General features: G+C 58.4%; 15 protein-coding genes and 1 pseudogene. 12 read left to right on the top strand and 4 right to left on the bottom strand.

From position 1 onward, the window contains the following. The first annotated feature begins 560 nt into the window (after nucleotides 1–560). Nucleotides 561–1,958: a PAS domain S-box protein gene (locus GF108_RS14555; protein WP_370462175.1), complete on the top strand. Its 1,398-nt coding sequence runs from the start codon at nucleotides 561–563 to the stop codon at nucleotides 1,956–1,958. Between the two features lie 103 nt (nucleotides 1,959–2,061). Next, nucleotides 2,062–2,457, top strand: a complete 396-nt coding sequence (locus tag GF108_RS14550; RefSeq protein WP_153668558.1) for a hypothetical protein — start codon at nucleotides 2,062–2,064, stop codon at nucleotides 2,455–2,457. A 16-nt stretch (nucleotides 2,458–2,473) separates the two neighbouring features. Here the strand turns inward: GF108_RS14550 and GF108_RS14545 are convergent, their stop codons facing one another. Beyond that, a complete protein-coding gene (locus GF108_RS14545) occupies nucleotides 2,474–2,983 on the bottom strand; it encodes a low molecular weight phosphatase family protein (protein WP_153668556.1) in 510 nt (169 codons plus the stop codon). 272 nt (nucleotides 2,984–3,255) lie between these two features. On the opposite strand from GF108_RS14545, the gene GF108_RS14540 reads away from it, so the two are divergent. The 10 genes from GF108_RS14540 to GF108_RS14500 all read left to right on the top strand — a co-directional run bounded on the left by GF108_RS14540 (nucleotide 3,256) and on the right by GF108_RS14500 (nucleotide 11,897). Beyond that, complete coding sequence (locus tag GF108_RS14540; RefSeq protein WP_153668554.1) at nucleotides 3,256–4,896, top strand: phosphoethanolamine transferase; 1,641 nt, start codon at nucleotides 3,256–3,258, stop codon at nucleotides 4,894–4,896. A 91-nt stretch (nucleotides 4,897–4,987) separates the two neighbouring features. Beyond that, nucleotides 4,988–5,650, top strand: a complete 663-nt coding sequence (locus GF108_RS14535) for a response regulator transcription factor (RefSeq protein WP_153669463.1) — start codon at nucleotides 4,988–4,990, stop codon at nucleotides 5,648–5,650. Continuing rightward, entirely contained in the window at nucleotides 5,647–6,996 is a 1,350-nt protein-coding gene (locus GF108_RS14530) for a histidine kinase dimerization/phospho-acceptor domain-containing protein (RefSeq protein ID WP_153668552.1), read from the top strand. Before GF108_RS14535 ends, GF108_RS14530 begins: the two co-directional genes overlap by 4 nt. A 124-nt stretch (nucleotides 6,997–7,120) precedes the next feature. Continuing rightward, a complete protein-coding gene (locus GF108_RS14525) occupies nucleotides 7,121–7,705 on the top strand; it encodes a L,D-transpeptidase (RefSeq protein ID WP_091924000.1) in 585 nt (194 codons plus the stop codon). Nucleotides 7,706–7,922: 217 nt separating this feature from the next. Then, nucleotides 7,923–8,045: an ABC transporter gene (locus GF108_RS22475; protein WP_113282376.1), complete on the top strand. Its 123-nt coding sequence runs from the start codon at nucleotides 7,923–7,925 to the stop codon at nucleotides 8,043–8,045. A gap of 159 nt (nucleotides 8,046–8,204) precedes the next feature. Then, nucleotides 8,205–8,855, top strand: coding sequence for a hypothetical protein (locus GF108_RS14520; RefSeq protein WP_091944875.1), 651 nt, complete (start codon nucleotides 8,205–8,207; stop codon nucleotides 8,853–8,855). Between the two features lie 119 nt (nucleotides 8,856–8,974). Beyond that, on the top strand, nucleotides 8,975–9,562 hold the full coding sequence (locus GF108_RS14515; protein ID WP_153668550.1) for a protein-S-isoprenylcysteine O-methyltransferase: 588 nt from the start codon (nucleotides 8,975–8,977) through the stop codon (nucleotides 9,560–9,562). 10 nt (nucleotides 9,563–9,572) lie between these two features. Then, on the top strand, nucleotides 9,573–10,355 hold the full coding sequence (locus tag GF108_RS14510) for a hypothetical protein (RefSeq protein ID WP_153668548.1): 783 nt from the start codon (nucleotides 9,573–9,575) through the stop codon (nucleotides 10,353–10,355). A 91-nt stretch (nucleotides 10,356–10,446) separates the two neighbouring features. Further along, nucleotides 10,447–11,304 carry an SDR family NAD(P)-dependent oxidoreductase gene (locus GF108_RS14505; protein ID WP_153668546.1) on the top strand — a complete coding sequence of 286 codons (858 nt, stop codon included), beginning with the start codon at nucleotides 10,447–10,449 and terminating at the stop codon, nucleotides 11,302–11,304. Between the two features lie 185 nt (nucleotides 11,305–11,489). Beyond that, complete coding sequence (locus GF108_RS14500; protein ID WP_246663965.1) at nucleotides 11,490–11,897, top strand: DUF2147 domain-containing protein; 408 nt, start codon at nucleotides 11,490–11,492, stop codon at nucleotides 11,895–11,897. A gap of 13 nt (nucleotides 11,898–11,910) precedes the next feature. Here the strand turns inward: GF108_RS14500 and GF108_RS14495 are convergent. The 3 genes and pseudogenes from GF108_RS14495 to GF108_RS14485 form a co-directional block, all read right to left on the bottom strand. Continuing rightward, nucleotides 11,911–12,866: pseudogene (locus GF108_RS14495) on the bottom strand (S1C family serine protease). A gap of 149 nt (nucleotides 12,867–13,015) precedes the next feature. Next, the gene (locus GF108_RS14490) at nucleotides 13,016–14,473 is read right to left on the bottom strand and encodes a DUF1254 domain-containing protein (protein ID WP_153669461.1); all 1,458 of its coding nucleotides are present in this window, start codon (nucleotides 14,471–14,473) and stop codon (nucleotides 13,016–13,018) included. A 117-nt stretch (nucleotides 14,474–14,590) separates the two neighbouring features. Beyond that, nucleotides 14,591–16,042, bottom strand: a complete 1,452-nt coding sequence (locus tag GF108_RS14485) for a DUF1254 domain-containing protein (protein WP_246663963.1) — start codon at nucleotides 16,040–16,042, stop codon at nucleotides 14,591–14,593. Nucleotides 16,043–16,415: the final 373 nt, after the last annotated feature.

Genomic DNA, 16,415 nt, shown 5'->3' with positions numbered 1-16,415 from the left:
CGTTGAGACCGGAATGACGGAATTAAGCCTTCTGCCACGCCGGTTTGGGCAATGATCATGACAATTTGAAATACAAGCTGGAAGCCATAATCAGCGGTGGTTGTTCGTGATTTTTTTTGAGAACGGGCCGGTTTACCGGTTTTGCTCAGGAGGATACAGGGCGATGATGTTGCGGCATACAAAGGAAAATGGCGATATCGCCAATTGGATGACCTGCTCGATCTGCCTGTTCGGCGCTTTGGCAGTTGCAGCGATCATCCTGGCGATTTGATCTCCGGATAACCTCCGGTTGGCTTTAGTTTGCGGCGCAAGTCGATTGCGCCTATGATTTTGGTGCGGGTCAGGTTTCGTCGGAGACTTGGCCCGTATGGCTTTGTGGCCCCGGCGCACTTGGAATCTCGACCGGTTTCGCTGCCCTCCAGACGAGGCTAAACCATTTTGATCCGTACGATTGATGGAACCAATGCAACCATAAATAGTTTAATGTGCGCGATTGACCGGAAGTCTGCTCTCAAGCAGGCGCTTTCGCGACGAGACATTAATGTTGAATTGGGGAAATCGTGGACATTCCACAAAGCAATTTTGCGCCTTCTCTCGAAGCACTGCACGGATTGGACAGCTATAGCCGCGACTCGATCATCATGGAGTTGCCGGTAGCCGTGTATACGACGGACAAGTCCGGCATCCTCACATTCTATAACAAGGCGGCGGCGGAACTTTGGGGCCGCATGCCTGAAATCGGCAAGGAACGCTGGTCTGGAGCGCTCCGCCTGTATTGGCCGGACGGAACGGCAATGCAGCACGATGAATGCCCCTTGGCGACGACCTTGCGCGAGGAGCGCGAGGTGCGCGACGTCGATGCCATCGCCGAGAGGCCCGATGGAAGCCGCATCGCTTTCATGCCGTTTCCTGTCCTGCTGCGTAACAAGCAAGGGGAGATTGTCGGCGCGCTCAATATGTTGCGCGACATCACTGAACAGAGACGCGACGAAGCGATGGCCGAACGCCTCGCCGCTATTGTTGAATCGTCCGACGATGCGATTGTCAGCAAGGATCTCTCGGGCATGGTCACGACCTGGAACAAGGCGGCCGAGAGGATATTTGGCTACACCGCCGAAGACATGATCGGCCGATCGATCACGACAGTCATCCCGCCCGATCGGCTATACGAAGAACCCGGCATCGTAGAGCGCGTACGCAACGGCCAGAGGATCGATCACTATGAGACAGTCCGGCAGCGCAAGGACGGCACGCGCATCCATGTCTCACTCACTGTATCACCTGTAAAGAACGCTTCCGGACGCGTGGTCGGTGCATCGAAGATCGCCCGCGATATTACCGACAAGAAGGAGAGCGAAGAGCGGATTTTGATGTTGATGCGGGAGGTCAATCACCGCGTCAAGAATCAGTACGCCGTCATTCTTTCGATGATCCGCGAAACCAGCAGCCGTACAACCGATGTCGTCGAATTCGAACAGCAGATCCGCGAGCGGATCATGGCACTTGCCCGGTCTCACGATTTGCTGGTTCACGCAACGTGGCGCGGAGCGACGCTTTCCGATCTTTTGCTTGAGCAAATCAAGCCTTTCGGGGACGAAAATCGGCTTACCATGACCGGACCGTCCATGGTTCTTCAACCCAACGCCGTCCAGTATCTCGGGATTGCATTCCACGAACTGGCGACGAATTCTGCGAAATACGGCGTCTTCTCATCGGAAACTGGCGAGATCAATGTGGACTGGTTCGTTGGCGACGAGGGCAAGACCTTCTACCTCGCCTGGACCGAAACAGGCGGGCCACCGGTCAAGCTCGGCCGCACGCGCGGCTTTGGCAAGACCGTTCTCGAGCGAATAACGCCCTTGTCGCTGGGCGGCGAAGGCATGCTCGAACAATCGGTCAATCGCATTGTCTGGACCGTGCGTGCGCCCATGGAGAATATCCGGGCAGCTTCGGTCTAACGACGCAGGTCCGACGCGTCTTCACCCCTTTTGATTAGGTCCGCACGCTGGAAAGAGGTTGTGGGCGCGTGTATCCTCCGCTGCACAAAAATGGGGGACTACAATGCCGAATATTTCTCAACTCTTCTTCAAGTCTGCCGTCATCTGGTTGCTGATTGGCATAGCCGCCGGCCTGCAGATGGGAATGTCGGGCAATCACACGGTGATCGCAGCCCACGCCCACATCAACCTGCTCGGATGGGTCACGAGCGCCATTTTCGGCGGTTACTACGCACTCAATCCGGCCAAGGCAGCCAAGCGATTGGCCTTCGTCCATTATGCCGTTTACATGCTAGGCCTTATCGTGATGCTGCCGTCCCTTTACTTCATGGAGCGTGGCAACATGCAGTTTGAGCCGTTGGTCGGGATAGGTTCGATGATTACTTTCCTCGGTGTACTGATCTTCGCGGTCGTGATGTTCTCGCGCGAGAGCGTGGCGGTCCGCCAGGCCCGCGCTTGAGAAAAGTCGGATCGGCTCAGGCCGGTCCGACGGATTTGCCGATCTCATCGACATGATGCTGGATGCTGAGCCGATCCAGTGACGCAAGCGGAAGATTGACGAATATCTTCAGGCGGCGGTCGAGTTCGCTCATCATGCGGCTGAACGCCTGCTTGCGCTCCCAGGGTTCGCCATCCGACAAGAGCGGGTCGGGGCATTCCCAGTGTGCTGTCACGGGGACGCCCGGCCATTCGGGCATGGCTTCGCCATGGGCCCCATCATGCAGAGTGAAAACGAAATCGAGTTCACGGGCCCCTTCCAACCCAAATTCGCTATAATGCTTGGGACGCAGGCCTTCGACCGAAAAGCCGGTCTGCTCGAGCAATTCGCGCGCTTCAGGGTTTATTTCGACATCAGGATCCGTTCCGGCGCTGTAGGCGACGAAATGCGGCTTGCCCAGCCGGTTGAGCAGTGTCTCGGCAACGACGCCCCTGACCGAATCGCGATGCGAAAGAAACAAGACATGAAATACTTTATCGTCGCCCATCGCTCACTCTCTCCAAATAAAATGCACGTAGTACGCATAATGCTGCAGTAATGTGACAGCCGTTCAACAACGGCCAGCGCTGCGATCGCACGTCACCAGACCCATGTTTGCAGCCCTCCAAACCGCCTGATCGGATCTGACAACGGTTCAACGCCGCGGTTTTTTAATTGCTGCGTTCAGGTTGGTGTCAGGAAACCAGTGAATGCCCCTCCTTTCGAAGAGCCTGGACAGAACCGGCTCGCGCATCAACCAGGAGTGCGGGGTAGTTCACCTTGTCAGTTACAACGCGTCAATTCGACAGACGTCTTGCACGTCCGAAAATCGGAAGCGTTCCGCTCACTATCATAACCGCAGTGTTTATTCTCGCGTCCGCGAACTGGACGTTCTGGGAGAAATCAGCTGCCTATTTGCACGGTCAGCCCGCAGCCCTCGCATTTCTGGTCGTTGGCATCGCTTGTGGTTATGTAGCGCTTTTTCTCGCCTTTTCGGTCAAGTTCGTCATCAAGCCTGCCCTGATCTTCTTCGTGGTCGTAAGCGCGCTTGGCGCCTGGTTCATGGATCACTACGGCGTCATAATCGACGTTGAGATGCTGCAGAGCGCCGTGGATACGACCAATGCGGAGGCCGGCCATTTTCTGAACATTCCGTTTGTCGGTCATATGATCACATACGCGTTGATCCCCTCGGCAATCATCGCCTGGCCGCGTATTGTGCATCGACCCTATCTGCAGAAATTGAAGTGGAACCTTGCGGTCATCGTGCCCGCGCTCCTCGTTCTGGGCCTCGCGGCACTGATCAATGCCAGCACCTACATGTCGCTGATCCGTGAACACAGGGATTGGTTCGGAACGCTCAACCCGCTCGCCCCGATCGTGAACACCGTGAAGCTTGCGATCCGGGAAACCAAGGACAACAACATTATCGTCAAGCCGCTTGGCCAGGACGCGCATGTGGTTGGGCCGGCCGCCGGCACGCGCAAGCCGCGCGTCACCATCGTCATTGCCGGCGAAACCGCGCGTGCCGAGAGTTTTTCGCTTGGCGGCTATGGCCCAGATACCAATCCGGAACTCGCCAGGCAGGACATTACCTACTTCAGCGATACGTCGAGCTGCGGCACGATCACGTCGGTTTCGCTGCCCTGCATGTTCTCGCAATTTACTCGCAAGGAATATACGCATCAGAAGAGCCTCGAGAACGAGAACCTCGTCGACGTACTGACGCACGCAGGCATCAATGTCGAATGGTGGGACAATAATACGGGCGACAAGGGCGTGGCGGCACGTATCAAATCCCAACAATTGTTCAAGTCGGATGATCCGAAATTGTGCAAGGGCGGCGAATGCCTCGACGCGATCTTCCTCGACCGCCTCGATGCGTGGCTCGACAGCGTCAAGACCGACTCGGTGCTCGTCATGCACCAGTTGGGCAGCCACGGCCCCGCCTACTATCTCCGCTATCCGGATGAGTTCCGGCGCTTCACGCCGGACTGCAGGACCGCCGAATTTGCCAAATGCTCGCGCGAAGAAATCATCAATGCCTATGACAACTCCATCCTCTACACCGATCATTTGCTGTCCACAGTGATCGACCGGCTCAAGGCGCGGGAGACACAAATGTCGCCGTCCATGATCTACATGTCCGACCATGGAGAATCGACCGGCGAGTTCGGCCTCTATTTGCACGGTGCACCCTATATCGTCGCGCCGTCACAGCAGACCCATGTTCCCTACGTATTGTGGCTCGGCAAGGACGAGAAGGCGCAGATCGACGGCGCGTGCTTGCAGAGCGAGGCGATGAAGAAGCAATCGCACGACAACCTCTTCCACACGGTGCTCGGGATGATGCATGTCGAGACGTCGGTCCATGACAAAGACCTCGATACGCTCGCCTTCTGTCGCAGCGGAACGAGTTGACCCGAGGACCACAGCCCAAAACTTGACTTGAAAAGGTTTCCCGCGCGGTCGATCCTGTGAGCAGGAAAAATCGCAGAAGGGAATGAGGCATTTGCGGGTCCTTCTTGTTGAAGACGACGCGACTCTCGGGGCCGCAGTGCGCGACCACGTGATGCACGGCAATCACGCCGTCGACTGGATGCAGCATCTGGAAGACGCAAAGGTGTCGATGCGCGTGACGAACTACGATCTCGTGCTCCTGGACATCAGACTACCGGACGGGAACGGGGTTGATTTCCTGACAGAGCTCAGGGCCAGCGGCGACGCGACGCCGGTGATAATCCTTACGGCGCACGACCAGATTTCCGAGCGTATCCGCGGACTCAACGCCGGGGCAGACGACTATCTCGTCAAACCCTTCGATCTTGATGAATTGACGGCGCGCATGCATGCCGTGTCGCGGCGCCATTCCGGACGTCCGGACGAGGTCATACGGCTCGGCTCTCTGCACATTCACATCGCCGACCGCAGGGTGACCTCCGCCAACCAGGAGATTACGCTTTCAGGGCGGGAATGGGCGGTGCTCGAACGGCTGCTTGCCCGCATTGGCGCCATCGTTTCGAAAGCACAGATCGAAGAGACGCTCTATGCGTTCGGCTGGGAAATCGAAAGCAACACCGTCGAAGTCTATATCAGCCGCCTGCGCAAGAAGCTTGGGCGGCAATATGTGGCAACGGTGCGGGGCGTCGGCTACCGGATTGAAGGTCGCACATGAAACCCTATGGCATGACGCGCCGCCTGATCCTGTCCCTTACGGCTACGCTCATCGCGTTCTGGCTCATTGCGGTAACGGCCGGCGTCCTCGTCATGCAGGATGAATTCGGTGAAATATTCGACAGTTCCTTGAAGGAAACCGCGGAAAGACTGACGCCGCTCGTCGTCGACGATATCCTGCAGAGCGATACTACCGCGGTGCCGAGGCGTTTGCAGAATCTGACGGCATCTCCAGAATCGAGCTATCTCACCTACCAGGTCAGGGATGCGAAGGGGGGCGTCATTCTGCACTCGGAAGACATCCCGCCAACGCCATTTCCGGCCCCGCTCAAGCGGGGATTCTGGGAAAACGACGCGGCGCGCTTCTATACGGTACCGGCAGTCAACGATACGATTTTCGTCCAGGTCGCGGATGACAATGCGCATCGCGAGGAAGCGGCGCTCGAGGGCGGGCTTGCCCTGTTGCTTCCCCTCCTCGTGCTTATTCCGGTCGGCATATTCGTCGTCTGGTTCGTCGTTCGCCTGTCGTTGCGGCCAGTCAACGAGTTGCGCCAGGCCATTGCCAGCAAGGACGGCGGCAATCTTGCTTCCATTGCCCCGATCGCCCTCCCCCGCGAACTGCAGCCGATCATCCATTCCGTTAACCGGCTGCTGGCGCGATTGCGTTCGACACTCGCGGCCGAACGGGAATTTACCGCCAATAGCGCGCACGAACTGCGAACCCCCCTGGCCGGCGCGCTCGCGCAGACGCAGCTCTTAAAGAAACATGTACGCGGCGAAGAAGCCAAATCACGCACGGTGCACATTGAACAGTCGCTCCAGAAATTGAGCGGACTTGTCGAAAAGCTCATGCAGCTCGCCCGGGCCGAGGCGGGGCTCGGCTCTGCGGACGAGGTGGTCGATCTCGTAAAGGTTCTTGACGTGGTGGTCGCTGATTTCCAGCGCGCAAGCACCGCGCCAGATCGCATCAACTATGTGCGCGACGCGGGCGCCGAGCTCAAGCGCCGGATAAACGAGGATATCTTTGCCATCGCGCTGCGCAACGTGATCGAAAACGCGCTTCATCATGGAAGCCAGAACGAGCCTGTGCTTGTGCATCTCGAAAGGGGCGGCAAGATTCGCATTGTCAATGGCAGCCCCATATTGGGCAAGGAAGAGATTGTACGAATCCAGAAACGCTTCAGTCGCGGCGAAACCTCCCGCGGTTCAGGGCTTGGCCTCGCTATCGTTATCGCTCTGGCAGCACAGATGAACGCGACCTTGAACCTGTTGTCGCCGGCAACGGGTCGCAGCGACGGGTTCGAAGCGGTTCTGACGTTCAACGGCGACAGGGCGGAAGTTGGCTAGACCTGTTGATTCTCGGCATCAGGAGCCGGCTATTCTTATCAGCCACAACCAAGGTGACTTTGCCGCCCGTTTCTGGAATGCTAGGTTGCAGAAGTGGCGTCGACTCCTTTCGAAGCAGGTGGACATGAACGATGTGAAGATTGCTCGCCGGGGACTGTTAATGTCCGGCCTGGCACTGATGGCTGCGGGTTGCACACCCATTTCCTTTGCCTACCCGGTCGGCGGAGGCGGCTCCTACTATCTCGAGCCCCGTCTCCGGCGCCAGCGCGTTGCTTATACGGGAGGCGAAGCGCCAGGTTCGCTGGTCATCAATACGGATGAGCGCTACCTCTATGCTGTCGAGGGCGACGGATCTGCAATGCGCTACGGCATTGCCGTTGGCCAGGAAGGGCTCACGCTCAAGGGACGGGCAGAGGTGGGCCGCAAGCAGGAGTGGCCTTCATGGACGCCGACGGCCAGCATGATCCAGCGCAAGCCGCGCCTCGCCCAATATGCTGGCGGTGTTCCCGGCGGCCCCGAAAACCCGCTCGGCTCGCGCGCGCTCTATCTCTACCAGAATGGCAAGGACACGCTCTTCCGCGTGCACGGGACCAACGAGCCGTGGTTGATCGGACAGGCCGTTTCGAACGGCTGCATAAGGTTGACCAACGAGGACGTGGAGTATCTCTACGATGCCACGCCCGTTGGTACGCCGGTACTGATCATCTAGCGGCTTCCACCAGGGTTTTGACATGGACAGCATATGTTTGGGACTGCATGCTTTGCGGTCCCCAATGCTGCGGAATGTCGACAGTCGGCAAATTAACCCTGATGTGGCAAATCGGACACTATGCCAGTGATTCCGGCACCTTACCCTAGCGTTCATTACTATTTATGGTAGCATGACATTGTTGGCCTACTCGCCTTTGAGGAGAAAGGATTGTCACATGAAGAGAATTCTGATCACTGCAGTTGCCGTGATGACGGTCGCCAGTTTGAGTGCCTGCGGGTCAATCGGTAAGGGCAAAGCCCCGCCGCCTGAGCCAGCTCCGGCTGTAATTACCAAGTAATTGATTCGCTCGTCCGCATGGGGGAAGTTTCACGCGATTCTTTCCCCATCGGCACGTGATTCGGGCTGAACGCGTCTCACGGTTCCAGGCGGTCATACATAGAATTATAGCAGGCATGTGTTGCCTTCATGCCTACGCTCTTCGGAGTTCAGGAAAGATATGACGCTGTACAGTGGTCGTCTGTCGGTTGCGGTTCTGTTTGCTATCGCAGTAGCAGGATGTGCGCCGGATGCTGCAATTAAGCCGAATGTCGTGTCCTATAATAATACGGGTTCCGTGGGTGCTCCGCCTTCCACGTCAGCCCAGGGCACTACAACACGAACGTTACCGCAGGCCCAAGGGCCTTATTATATCGAGTTCCGTTCTCGTTACGCACTTAGCTACGGTCACACCTACGTTATCTTCGGGCGGCTCGACAAGTCGGGACGCGTGCTTGATCGCGAGGTTGCGGGCCTTCATCCGGCCTCCAATAGTGCCGTTCCCTACGTGCTTGGCCACTATATTCCCGTGCCGGCGGAAACCGGGGCGAGCGATGGCGACCTTGACGACAGATACAGGTCCGCGAGCTGGCGTGTCACGCTGAGCGAGGCCGAATACACCAAGGTGGTTGCGTTTATTCACGATCTGCAAAAGCGCTCCCATTACTGGCAAGCGACCGTTTATAATTGCAACGCGTTCGTTGGTGAAATCGCCCGGTCCATGGGTTATAAGACGCCCGGCATCTGGCTACGCCCCCAACAGTTCGTGACGCGGCTGCGCGAGATGAACGGCGGACCGAATGCCGTCGGATATACAGGACCGGCAGGTTAGATTTTGAGAGGAGCGCATTGTTCCAGGGTCTGGCGGCCCGCAAAAGTCGTGGCTGTTGCCATTCTTGCGGCTTATGTTGGCCGGGATCGCAAAAAAGGCGCCAGTGACCTAGCGTGAACATGTCCATTGCCTCAATCGGCGAGATCATATGGGTGCTCGGCATCATTGCCTGGTACGTGATCCGCTATCCGTTCGAGCGCCGTGCGCGGCGGGTTCAAGTCACACGCAGTGCGCGCACCCTCACTGACAGGCTGGGACTTGGCATCGCATTCTTTGGCCTCGCCATCGTCCCCGGCTTCTACGTGGCGACCGGCATTCCAAAATCCGCCGATTATAGCCCCTACGCCTTCTCGATCGTCCTTGGAGCGATCACAATGCTGCTTGCATTGTGGGTGTTCCGCAGGTCGCACAAGGAGCTTGGTCGCAACTGGTCGATCACGCTGGAGATACGCGAAAAGCACAAGCTCGTCTCATCGGGGCCCTATGCTTTCGTCCGCCACCCCATGTATACGTCGTTCCTTCTCATAGCGCTTGGCCAGGCGTTCCTGCTGGCGAACTGGGTTGCGGGCCTTGCCGGCCTCGTTGGCTTTTCGATCCTGTTTTTTCTGAGGGTAACCAAGGAAGAGCGTATGATGCTGGAGAATTTCGGCCCAGAATACCGCGACTACATTGAAAGGACGAAGCGACTTATCCCTTATCTCTATTAGAGGTCACAATATGCGAGGCCGAGCCCTCAAGCTTTCAGCGCCCCGGCGCCTGGTCAACGACCTCATGCGGTTCTCGATCGCTGTACCAAGGGTGACCGTACAACGTCAGATGAACCTTGGTCCGCTGTTGCGGGCAAGGATGTCGCAAAGCGCCAAGCCTTCCTGGACTGTTCTTTTCCTGAAAGGTTATGCGCTTCTGTCGCAGGAAACGCCGGATCTGCGCCGTGCCTATGTCAAATTGCCATGGCCGCAACTTTATGAATATCCAGTCAGCGTCGCATCCATTGCGCATGAGCGCGACTATAATGGCGAACAGGCGGTCCTGCTCAGCCGGATCAAGGACCCGGAGCACCGCTCGATCCCCGAGCTCGACGCCTCGATCAGGGACGTGCGCTCGCGGCCGGTATTTGAAGTCAAGGAGTTTCGTCGTGCCTTGAAGATTGCACGTCTGCCGGGCCTCATCCGCTGGCCGATGATGTGGCTCGGCCTTAATATCGGCCGGCAGCGGCCGAATTACTTTGGCACGTTTCAACTCTCCGTCTATTCCGGCCTCGGCGCAGAATCGCTCAATCCGCTGACCCCCCTGACGACGATTTTCAACTACGGCTTGATCGGCGAGGACGGTTCCGTGACCGTGCGTATTCATTACGACCACCGTGTCATGGACGGAGCCAACGTCGCCCGCGCGCTGGAGCGGTTCGAAGCCATCCTCAACGGGGCTGTGGCTGACGAGGTAAAGCAGCTTGCGCAGGGTGGCGTCGTTAAAGTACTGCGGGAGGACCGAAGCCAGTGACATCGACGCACTGGCTTCTCGATGAAGCGATGAAAAGAATGAGTTGGGAAGGTGCCGAAGCTGCCCCAAGGGTGGTTTCGCGGGCAATGACATGAATTTAAAGGCAGATTTTAGACCCGCCGTTGTCGTCATCGGGGCGTCTGGCGGTATTGGCCGCGCCATAGCGCGCGTGGCCGCCCGCGATGGCGGACCGGTTGTCCTCACTGCGCGTTCGATCGAGGGATTGAACGCCGCCGCGGCAGAGGTGCGCGCCGCGGGCGGCGAAGCCTTCACGCTGGCGTTGGACGTGCTCGCCATTGACTCGACCACGCAGGTTGCTGAATTCCTGGCGAGGAACGGGCTCTATTGCGATGTGCTCGTCAACAGCGCCGGTTACGGCCTGCGCGGCGCAGCGATTGGTCTTCCCATGGACGATCAACTCGGTATCGTCGACCTGAACATTCGTGCCCTAACCGAGCTTACCCTGTATTTCCTGCCGCAGATGGTGGCCCGCAAGCGTGGCGGCGTGATCAATCTGAGTTCTGTGGCAAGCTTCACGGCCGGACCCTACATGGCGCTGTATTATGCCAGCAAGGGTTTCGTGCGATCGTTTTCGCAGGCGGTGCATCAGGAAGTGCGCCGCTCCGGCGTTACCGTCATGTGCCTTGCGCCTGGTCCGGTATCGACGGAATTTTACGCAACGGCCGGGGCGAGACATGCCTCGATCTTCACGCTCCTGCCCATGCTCGACGCCCAATACGTCGCCGAACAGGCGTGGCGCGGCTTCAGGTCGGGTCGTCGGATCGTCATTCCAGGGCTGTCGGCCAAGCTTGCCGTCTATGCGGCAAGGCTATTGCCTGCGAGCTTGCTCTTGCCGCTGATTGCCCGCCTGCAGCGCAGCGGCAATGATCCCTGCCCCTGCGGATCGGGCAAGAAATACAAGAAATGCCACGGCGCGCGCCGTAAATAGCGGCCGAAACCGGCGACGCAGGCCGAATTTCCCCTGCGACAATAAAGTTAGCCCGCGAATAGCTTTTCGCGTTGCCGTGCCCATTCTTGCCGAAATTCTGGTGTAACGCCTGACTCAACACGAAAATAGAGTGCGCGTCATTCAACGCGCTTCACATGACAATTTTTGGACTGGAGAGACCCTTGTTGAACGCAAGACAAACCCTTTGCACCCTTCTCATGGCCGGTGCGCTGACGACTGCGGCGATGGCCGAAGCACAGGAAATTGCAGGGACCTATGTAAATGAAACCGGCCGCACGAAAGTCAAGATCAGCGATTGCAACAGCGGCGTTTGCGGGACGATCGTGTGGATGAACCAGCCGGTCAACGACGTCAATAACCCTGATGCGTCCAAGCGTGACCGCCCGGTTGTCGGCCTGCAGGCCGTGTCGATGAAAGCCACCGGTCCAGGAACCTATGCCGGAACGCTCTATGATCCGGAAACCGGCAAGACCTATTCCGGCAAGGCAAAGGTTGCCGGCAACGCGGTGGAACTTTCCGGCTGCGTTCTCGGTGGCCTCATCTGCAAGTCAGCTACCTGGCGTCGCGACTAGCCCTCAGGCGGCGTTACGGCCGGGCAACCGGCACCAGAGTGCGCTTTTCCAAGCGGCCCGCGACGGTAAAGATCAGAACCTCGGTCTCTCTGCCGATCGTCTCGCCGTGCATCAGGCGGACGATGTCATCGACGCCGCCGACAGGCTTGCCGTCGATCGCGAGAACGAAATCGCCTTCCTTGAGCCCGCCGAGCTCGGCAGGCCCTGCGAGCTCGATGCGACGGATGCGCACCGACGTTGCGAGGCTCGTCCCCGCTTCAAGCGCAATCCTTCGCGGCAATTCGATCGTATCGCCGGCGATGCCGATATAGGCGCGCCTGACGCGTCCATAGCGAAGTATCTCCGACACCACGAAATTTGCGGTATTCGAGGCGACGGCAAAGGCAATGCTCTGCGCGCCCTGAATGACTGCCGTATTCACCCCGATCACTTCACCCTGTGACGAACCAGCGGCCCACCGGAATTGCCGGGATTGAGCGCAGCATCCGTCTGGATGACGTCATCCATCAGCCTGCCGCTGGCAGCACGCATCGATCGGCCCAGCGCCGATACAATGCCGGCCGTCACCGTCCATTCGAAGCCGAGCGGATTGCCGATGGCAATCGCAATATGGCCCCGGCGCAGCAGCTTCGAATTTCCGAGGCGCGCCCAGGCTTCGCCGCCCGTATTCGCCCGGATCAGCGCGATATCCGTATCGACGTCGCTGCCAAGCACGGTGCCCTCGGTGACGAACCCGTCCGGCCGCGTGATACGCACGTGCCCGGTATCGCCGACGACGTGATTATTGGTGATGATCAGCCCGTCGGGCGAAATGGCAAAGCCCGAACCATGGCCGGCGCGACCGCCGATACGCTCAATGCGATTGACTGCAGGCCCGACGATATCGACCGCCCGCGCTATCGATTGTGAATATGCATCCGTCAGCGCGCCGTCATCGACGGGCGCAATGTCCTTGTCTATGTAACCCATTGTTGGATCCTCGCGCAGTGGCGACCATCGCCCCTGCCGCCAGCGGATCCATCGCATCGGATGGACCCGTCAAGGCATCGTTGTAATCCAATAAATGGATAGGCCGCGCGGAACGTTCAAGGTTTGAATGTCCGCGCGGCTCGCCCGCCTTACAATGGAACCAGATCGTCAGGCTTCCACGTCTGGTCGTAGAACGTCTGGTCCGTCCCGTAGAGCCGCACGGCGACAAGAAACGCACGCTTTTCCAGGGTCTGGATCCAGTTGCGTTCCGGCGCCTGCGCCGGTTTCGTCGGTCCAAGATAGAGTTCGACCGACCCATCGGGGTTGGTCTCTACCTTGTCGAACTGGTTGCGCGACGGAAAGGCCTGGCTCGTTTCTGGCATGGTGCCATCATGGGGGTTATAGACTGTCACCGCCCAATAGAGATGCGCCGGGATCTTCGGTGGCAGCCGCAGGCGATAACTGCGGCTACCCTCCAAAAGCTCGCCCTTCGCGTCGCGGAACGCGATCGGATATTTCGAGCCGAGCCCGACAATATCCGCCACCATGGCCGGTGCCGAGGAATAGGCCGCCTGGAAATAGGCGGCGCGGCTATCAAGCGATTGATAGCTCGAGCCGAAGAAGGCGTCATCGACGCCGCCCCAGCCATTCACATAATGCCGGTCCGAGTAGTAGGGCGCATTGGGGAGCCCTTCAGGCGTGATGCGCAGCGCGAAAATCGTGCGCGCCGCGGTCTCGACCGCATTGGTCAATATTTCCTTGCGCCTTGCATCCGGCGCGAAGGGCTGGCCCTTGATGATGCCGATGCTTGCGAGCATACCGCGCGTCACCGGATCGAGGCTTTCGGCCGGCTCGTAATCGATGAAGGCCTTCAGTTTTTCCCAATAGGCGAAATCAGTCGGATACATCATGTTGACGCGTACCGGCGACGCATTCGGAAACTCCATGCGCGGACGGTTGCGCTCGAGACTGTAGAGCGGGTAGACCCGTGTTCTCTCGGCCGTCGCCACCGCGACGGTCGTGTCCGGACCATCAGGGCCAGGCGCAAGCACCGTGCGGAAGAACAGGAACACATTGTACGTGCGCGAGCGGAAGGCGAAATAGCCTCCCGGAACCTGGTCATTGTAATCGGGCGGCAGGAGCAGATAGAGCCCGCCCCCGGCCTTGTCCGGTCCCGCCGCACCGACATCGGTCAATGTGCGCTGGAAGAAATCCGTGAACATGCCGATGACGTTTGGCGGCGCGTAGACGACGAGTGGACCTGTCTCCTTCAGGTTGAGATAGCTCATCGAATAGACGACATCGCAGTTCGGCGTCGGCACCAGCGTCTTGGCGTTCATGCGATCCTTCCAGATCGGCAGCACGTTATAACCTTTGCCGAAGGTCGCCTCCGAACCATCGCGCATGCCGATGACATTGAGTGTCGGCAAAGTGAGCATGTAGGACTGGATGGCACGCTGCGTGAGCAGATCCTCGTAGAGCTTCTTGACCGTTGCGTCACTCGGCCAGGCGCCGTGATCCAGCTGTTCGACGAGGGGGGAAACAACCTCTGCTTCTGCCGATTGCGGCAGCGCCTGCAGCGCCGCGAGCGCGCCGCCGCCGAGCATGAGGTTGCGGCGGGATATTAAATGTAGGCCCTGTTTTGAAACCATGGTCGTACCTCAAATTATGCCGTTCAATATTTTTTGTCCGGCGATGTTGTAATCATAGTCCTGTCTTCAAATTCATTTTGCCTTGAGCACCGGTGGCGGCGACCAGCTATTGTCCATGATTTCGGCCTTCGGCGAATAGGCACGGATAAAGAGTTCGAAATCGCCCTTCGGCGCCGGCAACCAATTGGCAGCCTTGTCGCCTGCGGGCTTGCCATGCTGGACATAGATCGTCAGCGAACCGTCTTCGCCATAGACGAGATCCTTGTTCTTGGTGCCGAGCGAGAAGCGGTTGATCTCGTTGGGTGCGAAGAAGTGCTCGGCATCGTACAGCGTCAGCGACCAGAACCCGTCAACGGGCGGGAGCTGACCCTTGGGGAAGGTCACGGTGTAGGCATGCTCGCCGTTGAGACGTTTCTTCTGCGAATCATATTCCTGGCCGAAATAGGCGGATTCGCGCCGGGGATTGACGAAGATATTGGCCTTGGCGGCTGCAGCGCGGCTGAAGTAGTCAGTGCCGAACTCGGCGCCGTTCATCGGCGCGACCCAGTCATTGCCAACCGGCACGCCGGCATAGGAATAGCTGTGGATCTGCTTCATCAATTCCTTTTCGGTCTCGATCGCAGTCTCCTTCAGCGTAGCTGCCACCTCCGGATTCTTCGACGCGGCCTCGAGCAACGAACCGAACCAGGCGTAAAGCGCCTCTTCGCCTGGCTGCGGCGGCACTTCCTTGAGGATCAGCGGCAGCTCCTCGAAGAAGAGTTCGGGCTTGACCCACTGCGTCTCGCCGCCGGCTCCCGCCTTGCCGCCGGCAGGATCGGCAAGCACCGGTATCTTGCTCCAGTCCTTGGTCTTCATCTTGCCGTCGAATTCGCTGAGCGGATAGGTCATGATCTGGCTGATGAGAGGTTGGATCGCGGCACGATCTTCCTTGGTGTCGTCGAGAAATGCGCGCGGAATGATGTAGGCGAGATTCGTCGGCGAGCGGAAGACGCCGGAAATTCCTGTAGGCACGTCGCCTTTCCATTCCGGCCCGACGATCATGTAGAAGCCGGGCTTGCTGCCATAGAGCTTGCCCATGCCGCCGATGGTGTCGGTGCGTTGGTTTCCAAGCTGGTAGACCCAGAAGCGGTCGCCGAAATCCGGCACCTGAAAAACGATCGGTTCCTTTTCAAGCGCAAAGATACCGAAGCCGTAGACGACGTCCTGGTTGGGCGTGGCGACGCCGCGTTCCTCGGGCTTGATGTAATCGGTCAGCATCGTCACGCGGCCGAGCGGTCCGACAGGCAGGATGCCATCGCCAAGGCCATTCTCCGGCACCTTGGAAAATACCATCTGGCGATTGTGCATGTTGACCATCGGCCAGCCCCAGAGATAGGCGATGCGCGCCATGTCCCGCACATAGGCTTTCGGAAGGGTCGTGCCGGATATCGGGCCCTTGGGGATTTCCTTGCTGATCTCCGGAACAGCCGGCGACTGGGCGAAGGAGGCGACCGGAAAGATTGCAATCGATGAAGCTAAAATCAAAGTGCGTAATGAAATAGACCTGGTTGAAACCTGCATCTTGCTACCCTTTTTCCAACGTTTCCTGTCCGCGCCGAAACCGGCGCAGATAACATGCCGAACCTAACGATCCCCGACGATAACCAAAGTACGTAACAGTAACAAAATGCTGCAAAAGCGCATTTGCGCCCCGCATGTACGCTCCGGCAGACAGCCTCATCGGACCGTGAACTTCGGTCATATTTTGCTCAAGAGAAGTTGAACAACATTACACGTAATTCATTGTTTTCATGACGTTTTAGGGCGTAACGTCCTCTAGCCGGCACGGTGGGTGCCGGTATGGGGACGGGACGAAACGGGTCCTTGTCTTGAACAATTGGCAACGGCTCTTCTCGGT

This window comes from Phyllobacterium sp. SYP-B3895 (assembly GCF_009647635.1).
Classification (GTDB): Bacteria; Pseudomonadota; Alphaproteobacteria; order Rhizobiales; family Rhizobiaceae; genus Phyllobacterium; species Phyllobacterium pellucidum.
Note: the sequence above shows the minus strand (reverse complement) of the source record. Positions and strands in the feature narration are given on the sequence as shown.

Bases quoted from the DNA above. Each gene is read 5' to 3' on its own strand.
- GF108_RS14520 (WP_091944875.1), top strand. From the start codon at position 8,205: ATGACGCTGTACAGTGGTCGTCTGTCGGTTGCGGTTCTGTTTGCTATC.
- GF108_RS14525 (WP_091924000.1), top strand. From the start codon at position 7,121: ATGAACGATGTGAAGATTGCTCGCCGGGGACTGTTAATGTCCGGCCTG.
- GF108_RS14530 (WP_153668552.1), top strand. From the start codon at position 5,647: ATGAAACCCTATGGCATGACGCGCCGCCTGATCCTGTCCCTTACGGCT.
- GF108_RS14515 (WP_153668550.1), top strand. From the start codon at position 8,975: ATGTCCATTGCCTCAATCGGCGAGATCATATGGGTGCTCGGCATCATT.
- GF108_RS14550 (WP_153668558.1), top strand. From the start codon at position 2,062: ATGCCGAATATTTCTCAACTCTTCTTCAAGTCTGCCGTCATCTGGTTG.
- GF108_RS14510 (WP_153668548.1), top strand. From the start codon at position 9,573: ATGCGAGGCCGAGCCCTCAAGCTTTCAGCGCCCCGGCGCCTGGTCAAC.
- GF108_RS14505 (WP_153668546.1), top strand. From the start codon at position 10,447: ATGAATTTAAAGGCAGATTTTAGACCCGCCGTTGTCGTCATCGGGGCG.
- GF108_RS14490 (WP_153669461.1), bottom strand. From the start codon at position 14,473: ATGCTCGGCGGCGGCGCGCTCGCGGCGCTGCAGGCGCTGCCGCAATCG.
- GF108_RS22475 (WP_113282376.1), top strand. From the start codon at position 7,923: ATGAAGAGAATTCTGATCACTGCAGTTGCCGTGATGACGGTCGCCAGT.
- GF108_RS14545 (WP_153668556.1), bottom strand. From the start codon at position 2,983: ATGGGCGACGATAAAGTATTTCATGTCTTGTTTCTTTCGCATCGCGAT.